General features: G+C 63.8%; 21 protein-coding genes and 1 pseudogene. 12 read left to right on the top strand and 10 right to left on the bottom strand.

Going from position 1 to position 24,582, the window contains the following annotated elements; all coding sequences use genetic code 11:
• Window positions 1–19: 19 nt before the first annotated feature.
• Together N2597_RS02235 and N2597_RS02240 are read right to left on the bottom strand one after the other, a co-directional pair.
• The gene (locus N2597_RS02235; protein WP_183597385.1) at window positions 20–478 is read right to left on the bottom strand and encodes a type II toxin-antitoxin system VapC family toxin; all 459 of its coding nucleotides are present in this window, start codon (window positions 476–478) and stop codon (window positions 20–22) included.
• A complete protein-coding gene (locus N2597_RS02240; RefSeq protein ID WP_009996202.1) occupies window positions 475–738 on the bottom strand; it encodes a type II toxin-antitoxin system Phd/YefM family antitoxin in 264 nt (87 codons plus the stop codon). The genes N2597_RS02235 and N2597_RS02240 overlap by 4 nt, the downstream gene beginning before the upstream one ends.
• 353 nt (window positions 739–1,091) lie before the next feature.
• On the opposite strand from N2597_RS02240, the gene ileS reads away from it, so the two are divergent.
• Window positions 1,092–3,998: an isoleucine--tRNA ligase gene (ileS, locus tag N2597_RS02245; RefSeq protein ID WP_183597383.1), complete on the top strand. Its 2,907-nt coding sequence runs from the start codon at window positions 1,092–1,094 to the stop codon at window positions 3,996–3,998.
• A 131-nt stretch (window positions 3,999–4,129) separates the two neighbouring features.
• Window positions 4,130–4,759 (top strand): hypothetical protein, encoded by a 630-nt coding sequence (locus tag N2597_RS02250; protein WP_038687111.1) that lies wholly within the window; start codon window positions 4,130–4,132, stop codon window positions 4,757–4,759.
• Between the two features lie 286 nt (window positions 4,760–5,045).
• Here N2597_RS02250 and N2597_RS02255 read toward each other — a convergent pair whose 3' ends face one another.
• Window positions 5,046–5,483 carry a nucleoside deaminase gene (locus tag N2597_RS02255; protein ID WP_077991088.1) on the bottom strand — a complete coding sequence of 146 codons (438 nt, stop codon included), beginning with the start codon at window positions 5,481–5,483 and terminating at the stop codon, window positions 5,046–5,048.
• Between the two features lie 90 nt (window positions 5,484–5,573).
• On the opposite strand from N2597_RS02255, the gene N2597_RS02260 reads away from it, so the two are divergent.
• The 3 genes from N2597_RS02260 to N2597_RS02270 are packed head-to-tail and all read left to right on the top strand — an operon-like array spanning window position 5,574 to window position 9,031.
• The gene (locus N2597_RS02260; protein WP_183597381.1) at window positions 5,574–7,595 is read left to right on the top strand and encodes a pseudouridine synthase; all 2,022 of its coding nucleotides are present in this window, start codon (window positions 5,574–5,576) and stop codon (window positions 7,593–7,595) included.
• On the top strand, window positions 7,576–8,136 hold the full coding sequence (gene rsmD, locus N2597_RS02265) for a 16S rRNA (guanine(966)-N(2))-methyltransferase RsmD (RefSeq protein WP_039618105.1): 561 nt from the start codon (window positions 7,576–7,578) through the stop codon (window positions 8,134–8,136). The genes N2597_RS02260 and rsmD overlap by 20 nt, the downstream gene beginning before the upstream one ends.
• Before the next feature lie 13 nt (window positions 8,137–8,149).
• Window positions 8,150–9,031: a patatin-like phospholipase family protein gene (locus tag N2597_RS02270; protein ID WP_038687120.1), complete on the top strand. Its 882-nt coding sequence runs from the start codon at window positions 8,150–8,152 to the stop codon at window positions 9,029–9,031.
• Between the two features lie 9 nt (window positions 9,032–9,040).
• Here the strand turns inward: N2597_RS02270 and N2597_RS02275 are convergent, their stop codons facing one another.
• The 4 genes from N2597_RS02275 to N2597_RS02290 form a co-directional block, all read right to left on the bottom strand.
• A complete protein-coding gene (locus N2597_RS02275) occupies window positions 9,041–9,493 on the bottom strand; it encodes a copper uptake system-associated protein (protein WP_096762649.1) in 453 nt (150 codons plus the stop codon).
• Window positions 9,494–9,506: 13 nt separating this feature from the next.
• Window positions 9,507–10,880, bottom strand: coding sequence for a PepSY-associated TM helix domain-containing protein (locus N2597_RS02280; RefSeq protein WP_183597379.1), 1,374 nt, complete (start codon window positions 10,878–10,880; stop codon window positions 9,507–9,509).
• An 85-nt stretch (window positions 10,881–10,965) separates the two neighbouring features.
• Window positions 10,966–11,373: a hypothetical protein gene (locus N2597_RS02285; protein WP_096762647.1), complete on the bottom strand. Its 408-nt coding sequence runs from the start codon at window positions 11,371–11,373 to the stop codon at window positions 10,966–10,968.
• 91 nt (window positions 11,374–11,464) lie between these two features.
• Window positions 11,465–13,279, bottom strand: coding sequence for a monovalent cation:proton antiporter-2 (CPA2) family protein (locus N2597_RS02290; protein WP_096762646.1), 1,815 nt, complete (start codon window positions 13,277–13,279; stop codon window positions 11,465–11,467).
• Between the two features lie 118 nt (window positions 13,280–13,397).
• Between N2597_RS02290 and N2597_RS02295 the strand changes: the two genes are divergently transcribed.
• The 6 genes from N2597_RS02295 to lpxK all read left to right on the top strand — a co-directional run bounded on the left by N2597_RS02295 (window position 13,398) and on the right by lpxK (window position 19,286).
• Window positions 13,398–14,744 carry a TldD/PmbA family protein gene (locus N2597_RS02295; RefSeq protein WP_077991081.1) on the top strand — a complete coding sequence of 449 codons (1,347 nt, stop codon included), beginning with the start codon at window positions 13,398–13,400 and terminating at the stop codon, window positions 14,742–14,744.
• A 29-nt stretch (window positions 14,745–14,773) separates the two neighbouring features.
• Window positions 14,774–15,583: a 3'(2'),5'-bisphosphate nucleotidase CysQ gene (locus N2597_RS02300; protein WP_183597378.1), complete on the top strand. Its 810-nt coding sequence runs from the start codon at window positions 14,774–14,776 to the stop codon at window positions 15,581–15,583.
• A gap of 61 nt (window positions 15,584–15,644) precedes the next feature.
• Complete coding sequence (locus N2597_RS02305) at window positions 15,645–15,893, top strand: DUF4170 domain-containing protein (protein WP_038687129.1); 249 nt, start codon at window positions 15,645–15,647, stop codon at window positions 15,891–15,893.
• A 179-nt stretch (window positions 15,894–16,072) separates the two neighbouring features.
• Window positions 16,073–17,392 (top strand): lipid IV(A) 3-deoxy-D-manno-octulosonic acid transferase, encoded by a 1,320-nt coding sequence (gene waaA / locus N2597_RS02310; RefSeq protein WP_096762643.1) that lies wholly within the window; start codon window positions 16,073–16,075, stop codon window positions 17,390–17,392.
• Between the two features lie 9 nt (window positions 17,393–17,401).
• Complete coding sequence (locus N2597_RS02315) at window positions 17,402–18,124, top strand: HAD family hydrolase (RefSeq protein WP_096762642.1); 723 nt, start codon at window positions 17,402–17,404, stop codon at window positions 18,122–18,124.
• A gap of 115 nt (window positions 18,125–18,239) precedes the next feature.
• A complete protein-coding gene (lpxK, locus tag N2597_RS02320; RefSeq protein WP_039618119.1) occupies window positions 18,240–19,286 on the top strand; it encodes a tetraacyldisaccharide 4'-kinase in 1,047 nt (348 codons plus the stop codon).
• Window positions 19,287–19,460: 174 nt separating this feature from the next.
• Here lpxK and N2597_RS02325 read toward each other — a convergent pair.
• From N2597_RS02325 to mutL, 3 genes and pseudogenes are all read right to left on the bottom strand, one after another.
• Window positions 19,461–20,341: pseudogene (locus N2597_RS02325) on the bottom strand (AraC family transcriptional regulator).
• Window positions 20,342–20,476: 135 nt separating this feature from the next.
• Window positions 20,477–20,707, bottom strand: a complete 231-nt coding sequence (locus tag N2597_RS02330) for a DUF2093 domain-containing protein (protein WP_010059623.1) — start codon at window positions 20,705–20,707, stop codon at window positions 20,477–20,479.
• 67 nt (window positions 20,708–20,774) lie between these two features.
• Window positions 20,775–22,592, bottom strand: a complete 1,818-nt coding sequence (gene mutL, locus N2597_RS02335) for a DNA mismatch repair endonuclease MutL (RefSeq protein WP_096762640.1) — start codon at window positions 22,590–22,592, stop codon at window positions 20,775–20,777.
• A gap of 183 nt (window positions 22,593–22,775) precedes the next feature.
• On the opposite strand from mutL, the gene N2597_RS02340 reads away from it, so the two are divergent.
• Window positions 22,776–24,509, top strand: a complete 1,734-nt coding sequence (locus tag N2597_RS02340; protein ID WP_183597377.1) for a response regulator — start codon at window positions 22,776–22,778, stop codon at window positions 24,507–24,509.
• The last annotated feature ends 73 nt before the right edge of the window (window positions 24,510–24,582 follow it).

A 24,582-nucleotide genomic window follows, 5' to 3' on the forward strand; every position in this document is an offset into this window, starting at 1 on the left:
AAAATGTGCTTGTCTTCGATTATTTCCGGCTCAATGGAAATTGATCCGGATCGTTTGTCCACGGATCGAAAACTGCCGCGCCGGAGAAGCGCGTATCCTTTACGTTCCGCGTCACCAGATAGAGATTGTGCTCGATGGCGGTGGCGGCCAGCATCGTGTCGATGACCGGCGGCGTATGTCCGGTTCGCAGTTTTGTGCGCCCTGAAATAGCACCCCAATGCCTGACGCCCGCGTCGCTCAGCGAGAGAGTACGCTGTGAGAACCGCTCCTGCAGAGCGTCGCGCGCCGCTATATAGCGATAGCGGTTCCGGTCGTCTTCAGGCAGGTTTTCGATGCATTTGTCATATTCTGCGAGGGTGAGCACGCTGATGAACATCTGGTTCTCGTCCTGCGCGGCAGCCCAGGACTTCACGGAGGGCGCGCCGTTCGGATTGATCAGCGCCGCAATGACGTTGGTGTCGAGCAGCCATCCGATCACAGTTCGACGTCCCGCCCGTAATCGGGCTCCCGCTCCAGATCGAGCTCTTTCAGAGCGAGGCTCTCCATGAAGTCGACCAGGGGCTTTTTAGGCTCGGCCTTCGTCAACCGTTCGAGTTCTTCGACGCTGATGATGACGACGCTGTCTTTGCCGCGCACTGTGACGCGCTGTGGCCCTTCGCTGCGGGCACGGCGCACGACTTCGCTGAAGCGTGCTTTGGCGTCCTCGAGCTTCCAGCTTTGCTTAATGACTTTTCTCATGTGCCAACGCCCGCAATCGAATCTGGTCAGATAGTCAGATTATATCGCAGGCTGCCGGCGGTTTCCAGCCGGTCTGTTCTTCTGGAGACTAATAGGTTGGCAGTTGCAGTTAGTGATGCCGATTGCTTGGCTGCGAATTCTTCTCTTCCTTTTCCCGGCAAAAACGCCTATGAACCGGCCCGATGAGAAAATTTCGGCTGGCGATCACGATACGAATTATCGGCCCGGCCTTCCGCGCGCGCTAAGCGGCCGGGAGGTCCGGGTTTTCGGCGCTTGGATACAAGCGCTTCCGTCACCAGCTTTTTCACGCCGTTGCGCCCCCTTCCTGGGCCGCCAGAAACGATTGTCCCGATATGACCGACACAGCCGAAAAAATCGATTACTCGAAGACCCTCTATTTGCCCGAAACCGATTTCCCGATGCGCGCCGGCCTGCCGCAGAAGGAGCCGGAGCTCGTCAAGCGCTGGCAGGAGATGGATCTCTACAAGAAACTGCGGGCGTCTGCCGCCGGCCGCGAAAAATTCGTCCTGCATGACGGCCCGCCCTATGCCAACGGCAACATCCATATCGGCCACGCGCTGAACAAGATCCTCAAGGACGTCATCAACCGTTCGTTCCAGATGCGAGGCTTTGACGCCAACTACGTGCCCGGCTGGGATTGCCACGGCCTGCCGATCGAATGGAAGATCGAGGAGGAGAACTATCGCGCCAAGGGCAAGGCCAAGCCGGATCTCAAGGAGCCGGCGGCGATGATCGAGTTCCGCCGCGAGTGCCGCGCCTATGCCGAAAAATGGATCAAGGTCCAGGGCGACGAGTTCCAGCGTCTTGGCATCGTCGGCGATTTCGACAACCCGTATCTGACGATGAATTTTGACGCGGAAAGCCGCATCGCCGGCGAGCTGTTGAAGATCGCCGCAAGCGGCCAGCTCTATCGCGGCTCCAAGCCGATCATGTGGTCGGTGGTGGAACGCACCGCGCTTGCCGAAGCCGAAGTCGAGTACCACGACTATGAGAGTGACACGATCTGGGTGAAGTTCCCGGTCGGGAAAGGTTCCGATGGCGTGAAGGATGCCTCCGTCGTCATCTGGACCACCACGCCCTGGACGATCCCCGGCAACCGGGCGATCGCCTATTCCTCGCGAGTTGCCTACGGCCTCTATGAAGTCACGGCTGCCGAGAATGATTTTGGCCCGCGCCCGGGCGAGAAGCTGATCTTCGCTGACAAGCTGGCTGAGGAATCCTTCGCCAAGGCGAAGCTTCAGTACAAGCGTCTTGGTGACGTTACGGCTGGCGACCTTGCCGGGATCACTTGCGCCCATCCGCTCAACGGTCTCGGCGGCGGCTATGAATTTGCCGTTCCGCTGCTCGAGGGCGACCATGTCACCGACGATGCCGGTACCGGCTTCGTGCATACGGCGCCCAGCCACGGCCGCGAAGACTTCGACGTCTGGATGGCGCATGCCCGCGAGATCGAGGCGCGCGGCATCGAGACCAAGATCCCGTTCCCGGTCGACGACGGCGGCTTCTACACATCGGATGCGCCGGGCCTCGAAGGCGGACGTGTCATCGACGACAACGGCAAGAAGGGCGATGCCAACGACCGCGTCATCAAGGCGCTGATCGAGCGTAGCGCGCTCTTTGCCCGTGGCCGCCTGAAGCACCAGTATCCGCATTCCTGGCGCTCCAAGAAGCCGGTCATCTTCCGCAACACGCCGCAGTGGTTCGTCTATATGGACAAGACGCTGCCGGATGGAACGACGCTGCGCAGCCGTGCGCTCACCGCGATCGACGATACCCGTTTCGTGCCGGCTGCCGGCCAGAACCGCCTGCGCGCCATGATCGAGCAGCGGCCGGACTGGGTGCTTTCCCGTCAGCGCGCCTGGGGCGTGCCGATCTGCGTCTTCGTCGACGAGCATGGCGCCGTGCTGCAGGATGAGGCCGTCAACGCCCGCATCCTTGAGTCTTTCGACGCCGAGGGCGCCGACGCTTGGTTTGCCGAAGGCGCCAAGGAACGCTTCCTCGGCAACGAGCATGACCCGGCCAAGTGGTCGCAGGTCATGGATATCCTCGATGTCTGGTTCGATTCGGGATCGACGCACACCTTCACGCTGGAAGACCGCCCCGACCTGAAATGGCCGGCCGATCTCTATCTCGAGGGCTCCGACCAGCATCGCGGCTGGTTCCATTCCTCGCTCCTGGAATCGGCTGCCACCCGCGGCCGCGCGCCTTACGACGCCGTCCTTACCCATGGTTTCACCATGGACGAGAAGGGCGAGAAGATGTCGAAGTCGAAGGGCAACGTCACCGCTCCGCAGGAGGTGATGAAGGACGCCGGCGCCGACATCCTGCGCCTCTGGGTGATGACCTCGGACTATGCCGACGACCTGCGCGTCGGCAAGACGATCATTCAGACCAATGTCGACGCCTATCGCAAGCTGCGCAACACCATCCGCTGGATGCTCGGCACGCTGGCGCACGACAAGGGCGAGGAGATCGCGCTTGCCGATCTGCCGGAGCTGGAGCAGCTGATGCTGCATCGGCTGGCCGAGCTCGATCAGCTGGTGCGCGAAAACTACGACGCGTTCGATTTCAAGAAGATCGCCCGCGCGTTGATCGATTTCGCCAATGTCGAGCTTTCGGCCTTCTATTTCGATGTCCGCAAGGATGCGCTTTATTGCGACGCGCCGTCGAGCCTGCGCCGGCGCGCCAGCCTGCACGTCATCCGCCAGATCTTCGATTGCATGGTGACCTGGCTCGCCCCGATGCTGCCCTTCACCACTGAGGAGGCCTGGCTGTCGCGCAATCCGTCCGCCGTTTCCGTGCATCTGGAGCAGTTCGCTCCTGTTGCAAAGGAATGGCGCAACGATGCCCTGGCCGAGAAGTGGAAGAAGATCCGCGCCGTGCGTTCGGTGGTGACCGGCGCGCTGGAAATCGAGCGCAAGGACAAGCGCATCGGCTCCTCGCTGGAAGCGGCTCCCGTCGTCCACATCGCCGATGCCGAGCTTCGCAAGGCGATCGAGGGTCAGGACTTCAGTGAAGTCTGCATCACCTCGGGCATCACAATCAAGGCGGACGCCGGTCCGGCGGAAGCCTTCCGCCTTGCCGAAGTGCCTGATGTCGCGGTCGTGCCGAAGCTCGCCGAGGGTGTCAAATGCGCGCGTTCCTGGCGCATCACCACCGATGTCGGCTCCGATCCTGATTATCCCGACGTCTCGGCGCGTGACGCTGCGGCATTGCGCGAACTCGGCATCCGCGCCTGAAGATATTTGCCGGGTGAATTGCCTTTGTGGCGTTCATCCGGTAAAAGCTGCCTGAAAATGGCCGGATTTTTGCGTCAGGGGGACGGTTGTCCGGTTGGGCAACGATTGCACCGGTGGCTGGAAGGGTTTTCATGTTCGCAACGCATTGGTTCCGTATGGGCGCCTGCCTGTCTGTTGTGGTGGCGGGATGCTCCCTGGTTTCCAGCTGCGCCAGCAGCCCGACCTACGGCACCGACAAGACCGCCATGGAGCAGTTGACTGACGATCTCGGCCAGTCCGTGTCTTTGACCGGGCCGGATCCGAAGAACAAAGGCGTCAAGTACACGCCGCGCCCGACGCTGGTGCTGCCGGCTGAGGGGCAGAGGGAGACCCTCGTTCAACCGCAGCAGACGGTTGCGAACAAGGACAATCCGCAATGGCTTGAATCGCCGGAGGAAACCCGCGCCCGCCTCGTTTCCGAGGCGGACGCGAACTCCGACAATCCGAACTACCGGTCACCGCTCGCCAGCTCGGCCATCGAAGGCGGCCGGCGCACGACGGAAGCCCAGACCCAGGCCTATCGCGAGGCCCGCGCCCTGCAGAAGGGCTCCTACGTCGATCAGCGCCGCTATATTTCCGATCCGCCGCCCGGCTACCGCACCGTCGACGACCCGGCAAAGCTCGACGATGTCGGCGAGCCCGAGCTCAAGAAGCAGAAAAAGCGCAAGAAGGACGCGGCGATCGCCAACAGCGGCAAGCAGTGGTGGAACTTCCTGCAATAGCGGCCTGTCCCAGGGTTTAGCGCCGTCCCAGGTCTTCGGCGAGAGCAGCCCCTCATCCGGCTGCCGCCACCTTCTCCCCGCGCGCGGGGCGAAGGGACCATGCCGCAACCTCTCCGTTCCCCACCCCCTCGCCGGGCACGTCCCCTCGCCCCGCAAGCGGGGGTCCGCAGGACGGGTCGAGACCAGTGGCTCGACCCCGGTAAGGGTTAGGGTGAGGGGCAGCCATTCGCACCAACCGGACGGTCGCGGCACGCGGCCGAAGATGACCGCGTCGCGCCCTGGAGAGCTACGGCGCCTCTCTCTTTTGCGAAAAGAACTTCCGCAATATCTCGGCCGACTGGACCTCGTTGAGGCCGGAATAGACCTCCGGGGCGTGGTGGCAGGTCGGCTGCGCATAGAATCGCACGCCATTGTCGACGGCGCCGCCCTTCGGGTCCTCGGCGCCGTAATAGAGCCTGCGGACACGCGCAAACGAGATGGCTGCCGCGCACATGGTGCAAGGCTCCAGCGTCACATAGAGATCGGCGCCGGCAAGCCGTTCCTGCCCGAGCGCTTCGCAAGCGAGCCGGATTGCGGCGATTTCGGCATGGGCGGTGACGTCATTGAGTTCGCGCGTTCGGTTTCCCGAGCGTGAAACCGCAATATCGTCGATGACGACGACGGCGCCGATCGGTACCTCGCCGCGTTCACCGGCGGCGCGCGCCTCTTCGAGCGCCATCTCCATGAAACGATTTGTCTTCACGATCGCAAGAATTTCCACTTAACCGCAGATGCGTGACCTGATAGACAGGCCCAAAAGGCAGGCAAACAACAAATGACATCCAAAGACAAGCCAAAACGCCCGGGCGCAAAGCCCTTTTCACGCGACGCCAGGACCAAGGCCGGTCCGAAAGCGGGTGGCGCGAAGCCGGCAAAGGCTGCAGCCGCGCGCCCGACTGCGCCCGAAACCGAGAGCGAGGCCAAGGCCGAACGCATTTCCAAAGTGATGGCGCGCGCCGGCGTCGCCTCTCGCCGCGACATCGAACGCATGATCATGGAAGGCCGGGTGACGCTGAACGGCAGGGTTCTCGAAACTCCCGTCGTCAACGTCACGCTTGCCGACCGCATCGAGGTCGACGGTGTGCCGATCCGCGGCATCGAGCGCACCAGGCTGTGGCTCTATCATAAGCCGGCCGGGCTGGTGACCACCAATGCCGATCCGGAAGGCCGCGCGACCGTCTTCGACAACCTGCCGGAAGAACTGCCGCGCGTCATGTCGATCGGCCGTCTCGATATCAACACCGAAGGCCTGCTGCTGCTGACCAATGATGGTGGTCTTGCCCGCGCGCTCGAGCTGCCGGCGACCGGCTGGTTGCGCCGCTACCGCGTCCGCGCCCATGGCGAGATCGATCAGGAGGCGCTCGACAAGCTGAAGGACGGTATTGCCGTCGACGGCGTGCTCTATGGCTCGATCGAGGCGACGCTCGACCGCACGCAAGGCTCGAATGTCTGGATCACCATGGGCCTGCGCGAAGGCAAGAACCGCGAAATCAAGAACGTGATGGGCGCGCTCGGCCTCGACGTCAACCGCCTGATCCGCATTTCCTATGGTCCGTTCCAGCTCGGCGACTTGCCGGAAGGCCATGTCATCGAAGTACGTGGCCGCACGCTGCGCGATCAGCTCGGCCCGCGCCTGATCGAGGAAGCCAAGGCGAATTTCGATGCACCGATCTACAATGCGCCGGCCGTTGCCGCCGAGGAAGAGGCGCAAGCCCCAGTACCGGAAAAACGCGAGCGGCCGCGCCGCGATGAGGACAAGCGCGAACGAGCGCTGAGCCGCCTCGACACCAAGCGCGACGATCGCCGCGGCGGCGGACGCAGAGATGACGACCGCCGCGATGGCGGCCGCTTCGACGACGACAAGCCGAAGCGTCCCCAGCCGCTCGGCCAGCGCCGCAGCGCCAATGTCTGGATGGCGCCTGGCGCCCGGCCGCTCGGCGAAAAGGCGGCCGCGAAAGCCGCTAAGAACGCGCAGACCGCGCGCCGGCGCGGCGAAGAGCGGCCGGCAAAGGGCACCGGTTCCCACCATATCGAGGATCGTCCGCGCACACAGATCAATCGCGTGCGCGAAGAGGACGGCGAATGGATCCGCTCGAGCGAGCAGCCTCACCGCAAGGATGAGGGCGAAGGCTCCGGCCGCAAGCGCTCTTTCGGGGATCGCCCGGCGCGCGAGGATCGCGGCTTTGGCGACCGCCCGGCGCGCGGTGAACGCCGCCCGCGCGACGCGGGTGACGAACGTCCGCGTGCCAGAAGCTCTGCCGGCGAAAGCCGGCCGGAACGTCCGCGTGGCGACCGGCCTTTCGGCGATCGTCCGTCGCGTGGTGACCGGCCCTTCGGCGACAAGCCGCGCGGTGACCGCAAGCCGCGTGCGGATGGCGACGAGCGTCCTCGTGCCGCCAGAGCCTCCACCGGCGAAGCCCGTTCGGAGCGTCCGCGCGGCGACCGGCCTTTCGGCGATCGTCCTTCGCGTGGCGACCGCCCCTTCGGCGACAAGCCGCGTGGCGACCGCAGACCGCGCGAGGACGGTGATGAGCGCCCGCGGGCAGCCAGAAGTTTTGCCGGTGAGGGCCGCTCAGAGCGTCCGCGCGGCGAAAGATCGTTCGGCGATAAGCCTTCGGGGGACAAGCCCCGTGGCAAGAGCTTTGGCGCCAAGCCGGGTGGATCTAAGAGTTTCTCCGGCAAGCCGAAGGGCAAGCCAGGCAGTGACAGGCCGGGCGGCGACAGGCCTGCGGGCGGCCCGTCCAGAGGTGGTGCAAAAGGAAAGGGCATGACGCGCGGTGCGGATCGTCGGCGGTGAGTTTCGCGGACGGCCTCTCGCCGTGCCAAAGTCCAACGATATCCGGCCGACTGCCGACCGGACACGCGAGAGCCTGTTCAATATATTGAGCCATGCCTATCCGGAATGCGTCGACGGCACCCGGATCCTCGACCTTTTCGCCGGCACCGGCGCCGTCGGCCTCGAAGCCGTGTCGCGCGGCTGTCGCCATGCGCTCTTCGTCGAAAACAGCGTCGAGGGCAGGGCGCTGCTTTGGGAAAACATCGATGCGCTCGGCCTGCACGGCCGCACGCGCATCCTGCGCCGCGATGCCACCGATCTCGGCAGCGTCGGCAATCTCGAAGCCTTCGACGTGCTGTTTGCCGATCCGCCCTATGGCAAGGGTCTCGGGGAGAAGGCGATGGCGGCGGCGGCGCAAGGCGGCTGGCTCAGGCCAGGCGCGATCGCGGTGCTCGAAGAACGCGCCGATATTGTCGTTTCCGTGCATCCTTCCTATGTCTTCCTCGAAAACCGCATCTTTGGCGATACGAGGGTGCATTTCTTCCGGTATCAGCCGCAATAAGCGGGGGCGGGGCGTGCAGCAGGCAGAGATCATCAGCCCGAAACTGCCGGCGATCAGCGATCTTCCGACGGTCGCTGTCGCTTTCGGCGGCGGCGGCGCGCGGGGACTTGCCCATATCCATATCATCGAGACGCTCGACGAACTCGGCATTCGCCCGGTGGCGATATCGGGCTCGTCGATGGGCGCGATCATGGGGGCCGGCATGGCCGCCGGCATGTCGGGAGCCGAAATCCGCGAACATGCGCTGACGACCGTCGGCAACAAGACGGCCGTCGTCGCCCGCATCTGGGGGCTGAGGCCGGCGACGGTGCGTGATGCGGTGGCCAAGGGCATCCGCATCGGCCAGTTCAATCTGGAGCGGATCTTGAAAGCCTTTCTGCCGGCCGAGTTGCCGGCCCGCTTTGAGGATCTGCTGGTGCCGATGAAAGTCATCACCACGGATTATTACGGACAGAACGAAGTCATCATCGAAGAGGGCGAGCTGTTTCCGGCACTCGCCGCCTCGTCCGCCATACCCGCCGTCTTCATGCCAGTGCGCCTGCGCGGCCGGGTGATGATCGACGGCGGCATCAGCAATCCGGTGCCCTATGAACCGCTGATGGATCTTGCCGACATCGTCGTCGGCATCGATGTCGTCGGCGCGCCGGAAGGCGACGGCACCCATATTCCGAACCGCATGGAAAGCATCTTCGGCTCGGGCCAGCTGATGATGCAGACGGCGATAACGCTGAAGCTGAAGCTCCGCGCGCCGCACATCTTCCTGCGCCCAGCCGTCGGCCGCACCGGCGTTATGGATTTCTTGAAGGCGCGCGACGTGCTCGCCATGTCCGTCGGCGTCAAGGACGACCTGAAATTCGCCCTCGACCGGGAAATCGAAGCGCGGCTGAAGCGCTAGAACACAGTATTATTGGGCATGGCCCTCATGGCCGCCGCCGGCGCCGTTCGATGCCTCGTTCATCATCATGACCGTGCCTTCGAAGCTTGAGAACAGCGCCAGCGCGGAGGGATCGAGGCCGGCTTCGGCATCTTTCAGTTTCGCAGCCAGCTCAGTGGCATCATTTGCCGAGAGCCCGATCTTCTCCAGCGTCCCCGCATCCTTCAGGCTGTCGCCGCTGCTGAGATAGATGCTCCAGCCATGATGCGTCTTTTTCAAGAGGGCGCGTCCACCGCGCCCGTCCTGTCGCCAGCCGGCGATCGCCCAATCGGCCTCGACGACGACCGGGGCGATGTCCAATGGCTTATCAGGCGTTTCGAACAGCAGCTTCAGCCTTGCCGGGATCGCCTGCAGTGGATCGTCATCCGCTGATGCCATGGATGCGAAGAGCATGCAGGCAAGAAGTGCAATGATCGTCTTCATCGAATGGTCTCCCTCAAGCGAGAGCGCGTTTCAACACGGGTACGAAGCGCACGACGATCTGGTCGAAGGCGATCATGGCAACAATGGCGAGCCCGCTCATCGGGAAGGCGACTGCGAAGATGGTGGTAATCACCCACAGGCCGTAATAGACCGAGCGCTTCGGCGGCATGGGCGGCACGCCGAGTCGGCCGGCCGGGCGCCGTTTCCACCACATGATGACACCAGTCACGCAGCTGAGCACGATTGCCAGGCAGGTTGCGAGCATCAGCGACTGGTTGAAACGCCCCCATTCCTGTCCCTGGTGGACATTGATGCCCCATTCGATCATCTTTCCGAGGAACGGATATTGGTTGAAGCCGATATCGATCAGCGGTTTGCCGGAATACTGGTCGATATGGATGGTGCGTTCGTCGGCGAGATCGTCGGGAAAGAGCGAGGCGGTATAGACACCGGTCTCGTCGGAGGGGATCGCCATGTCGAAGCCCGGCGCCATGCCCAGGCGCCTGGCGATCTCCACGGCTTTGTCGAGACCGATTGGCTTGGCCGATTGCGCTCTGGCAATATCGGAAAGCGGAACCGGCGCCTTCTCGATGATCCAGCCGCTTTTCGGCAGGATGTCCTCGGTGACCTTCAGCGATTTCGGCACGTCATCCCAGAGCTGGACGGGATAGCCGAGGCCGTGTTCGGTCAGCCAGGCATTGGCGTTCGCGCCCCAGTAGCCCGACCACGGCATGCCTGTGATCGCCAGGAAGAAGATCAGCACACCGGCGAAGGCGCCCGTCACCGCATGCAGGTCGCGCCAGAAAACCCGGCGGCCCGGCGTTCCCCGCACACTGACGACACCACCCGTCTGGCGGCGCGGCCACCAGAGATAGATGCCGGTGACGACGAGCACCATGGCAAAGCCGCCGGTGATCTCAATCAGCCGGTTCGTTGTACCGCCGAAAAAGGCCAGGCTGTAGATGCGCTTGACGACATAATTGAACTCGTCGGTCGATCCGACCACATCGAGCACCTTGCCGTCATAGGGGTTGACGAAGACCAGCGTGGCGCCGGCATCGCTCGCGACGGTGACGATGGCCGATCGCTCGGGTCCGGCCGGGTCCTTGTAGGAGGTCGCCGTCGAGCCCGGCACGGCGGCGGCGGCGATCTCAGCAACCTGCTCCGCCGGCAGCGCCTGGCCGGCCGGCTGGACGATGTAGCGGTAGCCGAAGACGCTGTTGTTGATCTCCTCCTTAAAGAGATAGAGCGATCCGGTCACAGCCAGATTGAGCATGAAGGGGATGACGAGAAGCCCGGCAAAGAAATGCCAGCGCCAGATAGCGCGGTAGAGCGAAACGCCGCTGGCGGCGTCCTCCGCCGGTCCAGCGGCAGTAATGGTCGACATGAGGATGGATCCTATCCGCGGCTGACTGCGGGACGCAACTCGGCCGGCGTTGAAAGGCGTCACGGCGCCTGCCGCAACACGAGGTTCAGGCGAGGATAGGATCGGAAGGGGGAGCGCGCGGACCGCTATTGGGCGGGAAAAGCCGGCGAGGGAAGCTTTCGGCTCGGATCGGCAGTTCGACCGCGACCGCAAAGGGTATCGGAGCACCGGCGACATCGGCCGGCGCCGGCAGCAGGATCGAGGCGCCGATCCGGCAGGCCTCGCAACCATGCGTATGGCTCTTGTCGTGCCGGCCTTGATCGGACTTGTCGCTGACGGTGACGCAAAGCGTCGGCAGCGTTCCATCGGGAAGCACATATTGGGCGATTTCAGCCGGACCGGCCTCGCCGGCGGCTACGATGGGAGCCTGATGAGCGAGCCCGACAAACACCAGCGCGACGGCGCACAGGATGCGCAGTGCCCAGTGTTCCATCTGTCTCGCCCGTCTGATCAAGTCTGCCTCTTGGATTGCTCCGATCGCCCGGTTGATAGACGCCGGCGAGCGGATATTCAATGCGTCAATTTAACAAACCGGCCAGCGGCGATCAGGCCTCCGCCGTCGCATCCGCGGTGCCCGCCAGCGGATCATCCTCGAAGGGATCGGCGGCGCGTTTCGGCTTGACCAGCGGTTCGGGGCGAACCGGGTGGGAAAACAGCATGTCGCGCCCGGCTTGCAGCCCCTCCGAAACCTGCAGGGCGAGCCGCGCCTCGTCGCGTTTGCGGATATCCTCGCCGATCTCATAGGCGTCGACCTCGGGAACGCCGAGCGCTTCCAGCGTCCGCCGTCCGAAGAGCAGGCCGGATTCCAGCGTTTCGCGCAGCTCGTAATCGACGCCCTTGTTGCGCAGTTCGATCGAATGGATGCGGTCGTAGGAACGCACATAGAGCCTGGTGTGCGGATAATCCGCCTGCACCAGCTCAACCACCTTGTCGGTGACCTCCTTCTTCTGCGTGCAGACGAGCACGATCTTTGCCCGGTCGATGCCGGCGGAGCGCAGCACGTCCTTGCGGGTGCCGTCGCCGAAATAGATGCGGAAGCCGAAGGAGGAGGCCTGGCGGATGCGGTCCGCCGAAAACTCGATGACGGTGACGCTGCGCCCGCCGGCCAGCAGGATCTGCGCGGCAATCTGGCCGAAACGCGAGAAGCCGACCATCAGCACGTCGGCGCCGGCGCCCTCGAAGTCCTCGTCCAGCTCCTCATGTTCGTCGCCGTTGAGCAGCCGCTTCGACAGCGCCGCCCCGATCGGCGTCAGCGCCATGGAGAGCGTGACGATCGCCACCAGCAGCGATGCCGTGCTCGTCGACATCAGCCCGGCCGCGCCCGCCGTTGTGAACAACACGAAGCCGAATTCGCCGCCCTGCGGCAGCAGGAAGGCAATGCGGATTGCGTCATCGTGCGGCGAGCCGGAGATACGGCAGAGCCCATAGATGATGGTCGCCTTGACGGCCATGACGATCGGCACGGCGACGATGACGAAGAGTGCGTTGTCGAAGAGAACGTCGAGCTCCAGCGACAGGCCGACGGCGATGAAGAAGATGGCGAGCAGTACGCCGCGGAACGGCTCGATATCGGCCTCCAGCTCGTGCCGGTAGGAGGATTCGGCCAGCATCACGCCGGAGAGAAAGGCGCCCATTGCCATCGATAGTCCGGCAAGCTGCATCAGGCTCGCCGATCCCATGACGACGAAGAGGGCGGCGGCGATCATTGCCTCGCGGGCGCCGGTGCGGGCGATGACCTGGAAGAGCGGCGTCAGCAGGTAGCGTCCGGCAACCACCATTGCCGCCACGGCGCCGACGGCGACGGCAAAATCGGTGAGCGGCGCATTGCTGCCCTTGCCGCCGCCGTCGAGCACGGAGATCAGCGCCAAGAGCGGCACGATCGCCAGGTCCTGGAATAAGAGCATCGAGAAGGAGCGCTGCCCGTATCTCGTATTGACGTCGCCGTCGCCCTCGAGGATCTGCATGGCGAAGGCCGTCGATGACAGCGCCAGGCCGAAGCCGGCGACAATGCTGCCGCGCCAGTCGACAACGCCGGAGGTCCAGGCGAGCGCGGTCAGCGCCAGTCCCGTCACCACCACCTGGCCCGTGCCGAGGCCGAAAATGTCGCGCCGCATCTGCCAGAGGCGGCTGGGCTTCAACTCCAGCCCGATAATGAACAGCAGGAAGACGACACCGAGCTCGGCGACACCGAGGATCTGTTCGCCGTCGGTAATGCCGTGGAAAACAGGACCGATGACGATACCGGCGGCGAGATAGCCGAGGACGGTGCCTAGCCCGAGCTTCTTGAAGATCGGCGCGGCGACCACCGCGCCGCCGAGCAGCAGGATCGTTTCGGAAAAGAGGGCGTTGGGCGCTGACATGCTGACAATTCTTTCGGGTGGCGGGGGCACGCAGGCAGTCCCGATAAAGAATCGGCGGCGGCGGCCTTGATGCTTGGGAGAGTGCACAATAAATGGAAGCCGAAGGAAAGGCCAAATCATGTCCTCTGAAATCGATTCCTCGACACTTCTTTCCCGCGCAAGTCAATTGATCGATCTGGCAAGGAAGGCAGGGGCCGACGCCGCCGACGCCGTCGTTGTTCGCTCGCGTTCGCAATCGGTCAGCGTCCGTCTTGGCAAGGTTGAGGGAACGGAATCCTCCGAAAGCGACGATTTTTCGCTGCGGGTCTTCATCGGCAAGCGTGTCGCCAGCGTTTCGGCCAATCCCGGCTTCGATCTGCAGGCGCTTGCCGAACGTGCCGTCGCCATGGCCAAAGTCTCGCCGGAAGACCCCTTCGCCTGCCTCGCCGATGAGGCGAGCCTTGCGAAATCCTATCCCGACCTGCAATTGTTCGACGCCACCGAGGTCTCCTCCGAGATGCTGCGCGAGGCCGCTCTTGCCGCCGAGACGGCGGCCCTTGCGGTCAAGGGTGTGACCAATTCCTCCGGCGCCGGCGCATCCGGCGGCATGGGCGGCCTTGTTCTGGCCACCTCGCACGGTTTTGCGGGCAGCTACATGGGCTCCCGTTTCGGCCATTCCGTCAGCGTCATCGCTGGCGAAGGCACCGGCATGGAACGCGACTATGATTTCGACAGCCGCCTCTATTACGCCGAGCTCGACGATCCCGCCGAAATCGGCCGTCGTGCCGGTGAACGGGTGGTGAAGCGTATCAATCCGCGCCAGGTTCCGACCGGCAAGAACGTCACCGTCATCTTCGACCCGCGTGTCGCCCGCGGTTTCGTCGGCCATATTGCCGGCGCGATCAATGGCGCCGCCGTCGCCCGCAAGACCAGCTTCCTGCGCGACAGGATGGGTCAGCAGGTGCTGAAGTCGGGCTTGTCGATCACCGACGATCCGCTGATCGTGCGCGGCCCCGCCTCGCGGCCCTTCGACGGCGAGGGCGTGTCCGGCGAGCGGCTGGTGATGATCGAGGACGGTGTCCTGAAGCACTGGTTTCTTTCGACCTCGACAGGCCGCGAGCTCGGACTTCAAACCAATGGCCGCGGCGTGCGCGGCGGCACCGCCGTTTCGCCGTCCTCCACCAACCTTGCGCTGGAACCCGGCGACATCTCGCCGGAGGAACTGATCCGCAGCGTCGGCAACGGCTTTTACGTCACCGAACTGATCGGCCACGGCGTCAACATGCTCACCGGCGAATATAGCCGCGGCGCCACCGGCTTCTGGATCGAAAACGGCGAGCTCGCTTTCCCGGTATCGGAGGTGACGATCGCCTCGAACCTCAAGGACATGTTCATGCGCCTGACGCCGGCCAACGACATCGACCGCAAGTTCGGCGTCGCCGCGCCCACCTTCGCCATCGAAGGCATGACTCTCGCAGGTCAGTGAGAAACGAGCAGAAGGAAGTGATTGACGCGATGAGCGATAGCGAAGAGCTCCGCTGGCAGGGCGATCTCGCCCTGATCGCCGATGCTGCCAAGGAGGCCGGTGCGGTCGCCTTCGGTTTCTTCAACCAGTCTCCCGAGGTCTGGTGGAAGAACGATGACCGCTCTCCCGTCAGCGCCGCCGATTTCGCCGCCAACAAGACGCTGGAATCGATCCTGCGCAAGGCCCGGCCGGATTATGGCTGGCTGTCTGAGGAAACCGAGGACGATGCCGACCGCCTCGCCCGCGAGACGGTGTTCATCATCGATCCGATCGACGGCACACGCGCCTTCCTCGGCGGCCAGAAGGTCTGGTGCGTCAGCGTCGCGGTCGTCCATCGCGGCCGGCCGGTCGCCGGCGTGCTCTACGCCCCGGCGCTCGAAGAGCTTTATGAAGCCGTCGAGGGCGGTGTGGCGCTGAAGAACGGCGTGCCCTTCACCGTTTCGGCCGCCGGGCCGGAGGAGATGAGCCGGCTGGCGATCGGCGAAGATCTGTTGAAGACCTTTCCGCCGGCCTTCCGCGAGCGGGTCAGGCGCGAGAAATACATTCCCTCGCTTGCCTATCGCATTGCCATGGTGGCGGACGGACGGCTCGACGGCACGTTCGTCAAGGGCAATTCACACGATTGGGACCTTGCCGCCGCCGATCTGATGCTGGCCTGCGCCGGCGGCCGCCTCGTCGACCTCGACGGCGAACCGATCGTCTACAATCGCGCTGAAGTCACCCACAAGGTGCTGTGTGCGGCACCGGCGCCTCGCATCGATGAGTTCCTCGCGGCCTTTGCGGGGCGACGAGACAGTTGACGTTTCCGTCAAAATCCCGCAGATGGGGTGGCGGAGGAGAATAGGCAGAAAGAGAACAAGAATGACTGACTCCGGTGACAAGAAGCAGCTTTTGCATCTCGTTTTTGGCGGCGAACTGGAAAGCCTCGACGAGGTCCAGTTCCGTGATCTGAAGGATCTCGATATCGTCGGCATCTTTCCCGATTATGCCACGGCGCTGACGGCCTGGAAGGCGAAGGCGCAGCAGACGGTCGACAATGCGCATATGCGCTATTTCATCGTCCACATGCATCGTTTGCTCGATCCGCAGGAAAAGGCCGGAGGCCACTGACCTCGGCCGCCGATTCCGCGCCAAGTGCCGGCGGCCGCCATGGTCCCGGGCTTGCAGCATCGGGCGCCGTCGACCCGGATCGTTTGACGCATTCTGAACAAATTGATCGGTCATTTCGGCCGCAACGATAATTGGGGAATGGGTTTGATGTCGATCGTCTTGGATCGGAGGCTGGCGCAATGAGCTCCCGGATGGCGCGGCTCGGTCTGAGCACATACCGTCTGGCGGGAACTGTGGCCTCTCCAGTCGTCGGTCTTTATCTCACCTACCGTACCGCCAAGGGCAAGGAAGACCGCGCGCGCCGCCTGGAGCGTTTCGGCTATCCGAGCGCCAACCGGCCGCAAGGGCCGCTCGTCTGGTTCCACGCCGCAAGTGTGGGCGAAACCAACGCCGTCATCCCATTGATCCGCGAGATCCGCCGCCGCGACATCCACGTCATTCTGACGACCGGCACCATCACCTCCGCGAAACTTGCTGCCGAGCGCCTCGGCCATGAGGCGATCCATCAATATGTGCCGCTCGATCTGAAGCCATCGGTCAGCCGCTTCCTCGATTACTGGCAGCCGGATTGCGCCATCATCGCCGAATCCGAAATCTGGCCGGCAACGGTGCTGGAGCTTGGCCGCCGCCGCATCCCGCAGATCCTGGTCAACGCCCGCATGTCGGACCGCTCCTTTGCCCGCTGGCGCCGCCGCCCATCGATTGCCGAAGCCCTGTTCGAAAATCTCGCCCTCGTCATCGCCCAGTCGGATGTCGATGCCGAACGTTTCCGCGATCTCGGCGTCGTCCCGGTCATCACCTCGGGCAATCTGAAGGTCGATACCGACGCCCCACCCTATGACAGCGCTGTCCTTGCCCGCTACAAGAAGCAGATCGGCGATCGCAAGACCTGGGCGGCTATTTCGACCTTCGACGGCGAGGAGAACGCGGCCGGCATCGTTCATCGCGCCCTGAAGGAGCGCGACCGGCAGCTGACGATCATCGTGCCGCGCCATCCCGAACGCAGCGACGAGATCGAGGCGGCTCTGGTCAAGCAGGGTCTCAAGGTCGCCCGCCGCACCCGCGACGACGTCCTGTCCACTGATATCGATGTTTTCCTCGGCGACACGATCGGCGAAATGGGTCTTTATCTTCGTTTGACGGAGATTGCCTTCGTCGGCCGTTCGCTGTTTGCCGAAGGTGGCCAAAACCCGCTGGAGCCGGCCATGCTCGGCTGCGCCATCCTCTCCGGCGGCAATGTGCAGAATTTTCGCGAGGCCTATCAGAGACTTGCCCGCAGCGGCAGCGCCCGCATGGTGCGCGATACCGAAATGCTGGCCAAGGGCGTGCATTACCTTTTGATCAACGACGAAGCCCGCCGCTCGATGATCGAAGCCGGCATTGCCACCGTGCACGAGATGCGCGGCGCGCTGACGGCGACGGTGAAGGGGCTGGAACCCTATATCAATCCGCTGACGGTCAAGGCGCGCCTGTTGCCCAAAGCCGTCGCCCAGCTCTGAGGAGGCGCGATGTCGGGCCCGGCGCGTATTAAAGGCATCCTCTTCGACAAGGACGGCACGCTGCTCGATTATGACGAGAGCTGGTTGCCGGTCAATCGCGAGCTTGCCCGCATCGCCGCCGAGGGCGATCCGTTTCTCGCAGACCGGTTGCTCTTGGCCTGCGGCATGGATCCTCAGACCGGCCATATCGTTCCCGACAGCCTGCTCGCCGCCGGCAATACCCGTCAGATCGCTGAGGGGCTCGTCGCTGCCGGCTCGATGGTCGAAGTCGGCGAACTGACGGTCCGTCTCGACGATCTCTTTTCCGGCGCCGCCGAATTTTCAGTGCCGGTGACCGATCTTGCCGGCTTCTTCGCCAGGCTGCACCAGCGCGGCTTCAAGCTCGGCGTCGCCTCCAGCGACAATGAACGCTCCATCCGCCAGACCGCCGAACGTTTCGGTTTTGCCCCTTATGTCGATTACATCGCCGGTTATGACAGCGGCTTCGGCGTCAAGCCGGAACCCGGCATGGTGCTCGGCTTCTGCGCCGCGACCGGTCTTTTGCCGGAAGAGGTCGCGATCGTCGGCGACAACAATCATGATCTGCACATGGGCCTGAATGCCGGCACCGGGCTCAGGATCGCGGTGCTGACCGGCACCGGCTCGCGGGCTTCGCTTGCCGCCGCTGCCGATCATGTGCTCGACGATATCACCGCCATCGAGACATTGCTGCCGGACCTGCAGCCGGCCTAAACCGCATCGCGATCTTTGCAAGGACTTGCATTTTCACCGGTTTTGGCTTCTCAATCCGGCCGGTCGAAAAGCAAGGGGCCGGTTCTGAGACCGGGCAGGGGAGCGGGACGGCAAGATGATATCCGAAGCGCCGCCGTTCTGGTGGAGGAAAGCCGATTGGCGGGCCTGGATGCTGGCGCCGCTTTCCTTTCTCTACGGCCGTGTCGCCGGCCACCGAATGGCCCATGCGCGCCGCGCCTCCGTTTCCGTTCCCGTCATCTGCGTCGGCAATTTCACCGTCGGCGGCGCCGGCAAGACGCCGACGGCGCTGACGATCGCCCGCGCCGCCAAGGCGAAGGGGCTGAAACCCGGCTTCCTCAGCCGAGGTTACGGCGGCTCGCTCGACGTGACGACGGTGGTCGATCCCCATCATCACCGGGCCGTCGCCGTCGGCGACGAGCCGCTGCTGCTTGCCCAAGAGGCGCTGACGGTGATTTCCCGGCGCCGCGTCGACGGCGCGAGACGTCTGGTAGCGGAAGGCGCCGACCTCATCATCATGGATGACGGGTTCCAGAGCGCCCGGCTGGCGATCGATTATGCTCTGCTCGTCATCGACGCGACGCGCGGCCTCGGCAACGGCCATATCGTGCCGGCCGGCCCGGTGCGCGCGCCGATCGGCCAGCAACTGCGGTCGGCGACGGCTCTGCTGAAGGTCGGCGGCGGCCATGCGGCCGACAGGATCGTTCGCATGGCGGCTCGCGCGGCAAAGCCCTATTTTACCGCATCGCTCAAGGTGCGCGGCGACGATAGGCTCGCCGGCATCAGGGTGCTGGCATTCGCCGGCATCGCCGATCCCGCCAAATTCTTCCGCACCGTCGAATCGCGCGGCGCTGAAATCGCCGTCGCCAAGACCTTCGGCGACCACGAGCACCTGACCGAGGACGAGATCGGCGATATCCTGACGACCGCCGAGCACCAGGATCTTCTGATCGTCACCACCTCGAAGGATTTCGTCCGCCTCTCCGGCCACCACGGCAAGGCGGAAGAGCTGGCGCAAAAGTGCCGGGTGATCGAGGTCGACATGATCTTCGATGATCATCTCGCTCCAAGCCTCATCATCGACCGGGCGATCGTCGCCTGCCGCGAACGCCGCCTGCGGGAGATGAAGGCCGCAAACGCGTAAAGCGCGTCGCGTCAAATATGATTCATGCGACGCGCTTAAGCCCTTTATTTTGATGCATGTCGTTATCCCGGAACCGCTGCACACGTCCGGGCGACATGCATTAAACCGGGATTGGGCGGATAGCGGCCTGTCCGTCCCCTGCGTGCGGAAGCGGCAGGCCGCCGTCGAAGGGCGCTAGTTCAGCGGCAAAAACAGTTCCGCGACCGCCTCATGCTCCGCCACTTCAGGGAAGAAGCGCAGCCGCTGGCAATAGATCGGGAAGTCGCGCGCTTCTTCGCCGCTGGCCGGCAGCCATTCGCGATAGAGGTAGAGCGCGGCGGGTTCCAGATTGTCGGTGTTGCCGACGACGCGCAGCACCTCGCATCGTCCGCCGGGAATCTCGCCGGCTTTGATCTCACCGCTGCCCGCCTCGATTGGTTTGTCGATCCCGACACAAAGGTCCACGCTATAGTCGGCGGGCGACGCGGGACGCCGCTCGGAGCGCCAGATATTGAAGGTCGGATTTGTCTTGGGGTGCAGACCTGCCCCCTGGCGCCAGGCGATGAAGCGCTGGATGGTGGCGCCGAGCGTTGCGGGATCGCCCCGATGCTCCATGATCGCCACCGGCGTGGGAGGCACATCGCGAATCGTCACGTCGTCAATGGTAAAGTCTTCTGCATGAGCTTGCTCCTGGCGTTGTCGAGAGGCCCAAAGGCCACAAGCCACGGCTCCCAGTCGGGAGACTTCCGGAAAGACGAAGGCGATTGCCCGAACCGTTGCCGAAAAGCGCGGGCAAAGGCATCAGGACCGTCGTAACCGGCTTCCATCGCTATATCGGTGACGCTTTGGGCATCCCTGTAGGCTAGCTGGTATGAAGCGCGCTTCATCCTGGCGAGCTGGATATAGCGATGCACGGATAGACCGAAGGTCGCCGTGAACTGCCGATGGAAATGATATTTCGAGTAGGCTGCGACATTGCTCAGCGCATAGAGGTCCAGATCATCGTCCAGATGCCGGTCTATGTGATCCAGCACCCGCTGCATGCGGGCATGGTAGTTTTGAAGCGCCGCCTTCATCGTCCCGTCCTCCGTGGCGGCACCAGCTAAACGTTGGTGGACATGACGCGCTCGACCGATCTTGCGGTTTTGTCACGGGTCGCAGATTAGCCAAAGCCGTTTAGGGTCACTAAAGGAGGAACGGCGAGAATTGCTCTAACGTCGCTGGTTCGGCAGCACGCCGGCGCGTTTGTCAGCTTCGATCGCCGAGATCACGTCGGAATAGGGCTCCTGGCGGGCGACGCTCCAATAGCGCAGCTCGTCGAGCGGAATATGTTTTCCCGTCATCGCACAGACGACGTAGGAGCCGGGCGAGACAATCTGGAAATCGCCGTCGAGATAGCGGATCTTCGCCTCGCGGTTTCCGTGCCCTTCGAACAAATTCATGCGCTCCGTTCCCTGCAGTCTGTCATGTGTCTGCCATACTCCCGCGACGGCGGCTTTGCCAGCTTTTTTAGCTTCTGCCGAAAAGCCGCTCGATATCGCTGAGTTTCAATTCGATATAGGTCGGCCGACCGTGATTGCACTGGCCGGAACCCGGCGTCACTTCCATTTCTCTCAGCAGCGCGTTCATTTCCTCCGACCGCAGCCGCCGTCCGGAGCGCACCGATCCATGGCAGGCCATGGTCGCCGCCACATATTCGAGCTTGGCCGATAGGCCCGACGCCGTGTCCCACTCGGCGATCTCGTCGGCAAGCTGGCGGACGAGGCCATGGGCGTCGACCTCGCCGAGCATCGCCGGCGTCTCGCGCACGGCAATCGCCCCGGGGCCGAAACGCTCGATCGCCAGGCCGAGTTCGGAAAGCTCGCCCGCATGCTGCATCAGCCGGTCGCAATCCTCCTCCGGAATGTCGATGATCTCAGGGATGAGCAGCACCTGCGAGGCCAGCCGCTTCGAATGCAGCGCCTTGCGCATCGCCTCGAAGACCAGCCGCTCATGCGCTGCATGCTGATCGACGATGACCAGCCCGTCCTCGGTCTGGGCGACGATATAGTTGGCGTGGATTTGCGCCCGTGCCGCGCCGAGCGGATAGCGCCCGGTTGTTTCGGGAGAGGCCGGTTCGGGTGCACCCGGCTGGGGCGAAGGCGGCGGCTCGGCTCGCGCCGTCGGCGCCGACAATCCGCCGAAAGAGGCCTGCGTCCGCTCGGCGAAACCGCCTGCCGGCTGGTAGGGCCGGAAGGGCGAGGTCTCGGCCGACCATGGCGCCTGCGGCCGCTGCGCATTGGGCTGGAAGCCGGGGCGAAAGGCCCGCAGCATGTCGCTCGCCCCTGTTGTCGCCGCCCGGCTGCCATCGCGCGCCAGGGCCTCGCGGATGGCGCCGACGATCAGGCCGCGCACCAGGCCCGGGTCGCGGAAGCGCACGTCGGATTTTGCCGGATGCACGTTGACGTCGACGAGAGCCGGATCAAGGGTGATCGACAGCACCGCCACCGGATAGCGTCCTGATGGAATCGTCTCGGCATAGGCGCCGCGGATCGCCGAGAGGATCAGCTTGTCCTGCACCGGCCGGCCGTTGACGAAGGCATATTGATGAGCGGAGTTGCCGCGGTTGAAGGTCGGCACGCCGGCAAAGCCGGTGAGCGCGATGTCCTCGCGCATGGCGTCGAGGGGAATGGCGTTGTCTCGGAAGTCCTTGCCGAGCACCTGCGCCATGCGCGCCAGATGGTCGTCGCCGGTCGCCGCAAATTCCAGCGTCGTGCGGTCCGAACCAGACAGGACGAAGCGCACGGCAGGAAAAGCAATCGCCATGCGCTTGACGATCTCGGTAATGGCGCCCGCCTCCGCCTTTTCGCTCTTCAGGAATTTGAGCCTGGCGGGCGTGGCGAAAAACAGGTCGCGCACTTCGACGATCGTGCCGGGATTGGCGGCGGCCGGCCTGATATGAACGATCTTGCCGCCGGCAACGGCGATCTCGTGGCCGCCGGCGCTGTCACGCCTGCGGCTGGCGATGCTGAGCCTGGCGACGGAACCGATCGACGGCAGCGCCTCGCCGCGGAAACCGAGCGTGCGGATATCCTCGAGTGTCTCTGAGATCTTCGAGGTGCAGTGGCGCCGGACCGCCAGTTCCAGATCGGCCGCCTCCATGCCGGAGCCGTTGTCGCTGACCCGCAGCAGCGCCTTGCCGCCGCCCGATGTGGCGATCTCGATGCGCGTCGCCCCGGCGTCGAGCGCATTTTCGATCAGTTCCTTGGCAGCGCTCGCCGGCCGTTCGATGACCTCGCCGGCGGCGATCTGGTTGATGAGCGTTTCGGAAAGCTGTCTGATGGCCATGGGCTATTTTCGAGGATTCGCGGGCAGGAGGGAAGGGGATTCCGTTGGCTTTACAGAAGCGTGATCGGCGGCTCCCCCATTTCGACGGCCGGTAATGTTAAGCCGGTTTTAACAGAAAAATGGCATTTTTATTCATATACCTCCGGAAGCTGCGAAAATCGATCAGATGTGGGACGCAACAGAATGAGTGCCGGCTTCGATAAGGCGGACACGGCATCGGGAATCGACGGGACTCCCGCCGAGGCCGATCTGCAGACGGCGCTTTTCGATGTCGTGTGCGACAGCCTTTCGGCAGCGTTCATCATCTACGACAAGAACGATCATCTGATCTTCGCAAGCCGCCAGATCCTCGAATTCTTCCCATTGCCGGCCGAGATGCTGAAGCCGGGCACGCGGCTGCGCGATTTCCTGGGTGCGGTCTACGATACCGGCGTTCGTCAGCAATATGACGTGAGGCAGGGCGGCTCGCTCAGCCGCGAGGACTGGCTGTCGCAGAGGATCGCCTCGCATTGGCGCGAACGCTTCGAATCCGTCGAGCGCCACGGCGCCGACAGCTGGGTCCGTTTCGTCAAGCGCAGGCTGCCCGGTGGTTACGGCGTCACCATCGTTTCCGACATCTCCGAGGACAAGAAACGCGAGGAGCAGTGGCGCTCGGACCTGGAGAGGGTGCAGCTCACGGAAGACATTCTCGACAATCTGCCGTTCCCGCTGTTCGTCAAGGATCGCAACCTTACCTATGTCGCGGTGAACCTCGCCTTCTGCGAGAAATACCAGACCACCGCCGACGAGGTGCTCGGCCGCAAGAGCGGCGATCTCTTTTCGCCGGAGATCGCAAAACGCTTCGAAGAAAGCGACCGTCACGTGCTGGAGACCGGCGAAATGTCGATCTCCCGCCAGCGGCAGATCTCCCGTGACGGCATCGAGCGCGACATCGTCAGCCGCAAGCACCGCATCGGCAAGCCCGGCCGCTATTTCCTGGTGTCGACGACGCAGGACCTGCCGCGCGACGGCGCCGATCTCGAGGAGTTCGACCGGGCCTCGGCGATCACCACCTCCGCCAACCAGAGCTATCGCCGCGCCTATGTGCCGCTGCAGAGCGCGGTGGAGCGCCGCGAGCCGGCGGCGATGGAAGCGATCGTTCCGGAGAATTTCTCCGGCCGCAAGATCCTCGTCGTCACCGCCGACCTCGCCGCCGAGACCGCCGCGCTGCGCACGCTGTCGAAATACGGTTTCGAATCCTGCACGGTGCGCGGAGAGGATGAAGAGGAGCAGTTCCTGGAAATTGCCACCTCTTCCGGCATCTCGCTCGACCTGCTGATCATCGACAACCAGATGGGTATGCGCTGCCTCGAGCTTGCCGAGCAATATGGTATTCCCTCGCTCGTCATGGACGGCTTCCAGATCGCCAACGAACTCACCTTCCAGATCGCCCGCCATTTCAACCGCAACAGCCGCAACAACGGCGCCGGCGCAGATGTGGACTGGGAAATCAGCATTTCCGACGATACGGTCGGCCTGCAGGTTCTCGTTGCCGAAGACAATGATATCAACCAGATCGTATTTTCGCAGATCCTTGAAGGCCTCGGTCACCGCCATATGATTGCTGCGACCGGCGACGAGGTCGTGCGCCTCTGGGCCGAACACAGGCCGCAGGTGGTGCTGATGGACATATCCCTGCCGGGCTTCAACGGCTTCGAGGCCGCGCGGCTCATCCGGCAGATGGAAGAAGCCGGCGCTGCCGCAGCCCGCACCCCGATCATCGGCGTGCTCACCCAGGCCTTCGAACGCGATCGGGCCGAATGCGCTAAATCGGGCATGGATGACGTCATCATGAAACCGGTCAGTCCTGACATGCTCGAGACGATATTTCAGAAATACCTGGTGGAAGAGGGCGCGCGAGTTCGAACGCGCGCCTGATGTTTTAAAGATATGGCCGTCGTTTCGCGACGGGGTCCGCTCTCGCCGATAGCGTCAACCCCTGAGAATTCGG

This window comes from Rhizobium sophoriradicis, assembly GCF_025200795.1.
GTDB lineage: Bacteria > Pseudomonadota > Alphaproteobacteria > Rhizobiales > Rhizobiaceae > Rhizobium > Rhizobium sophoriradicis.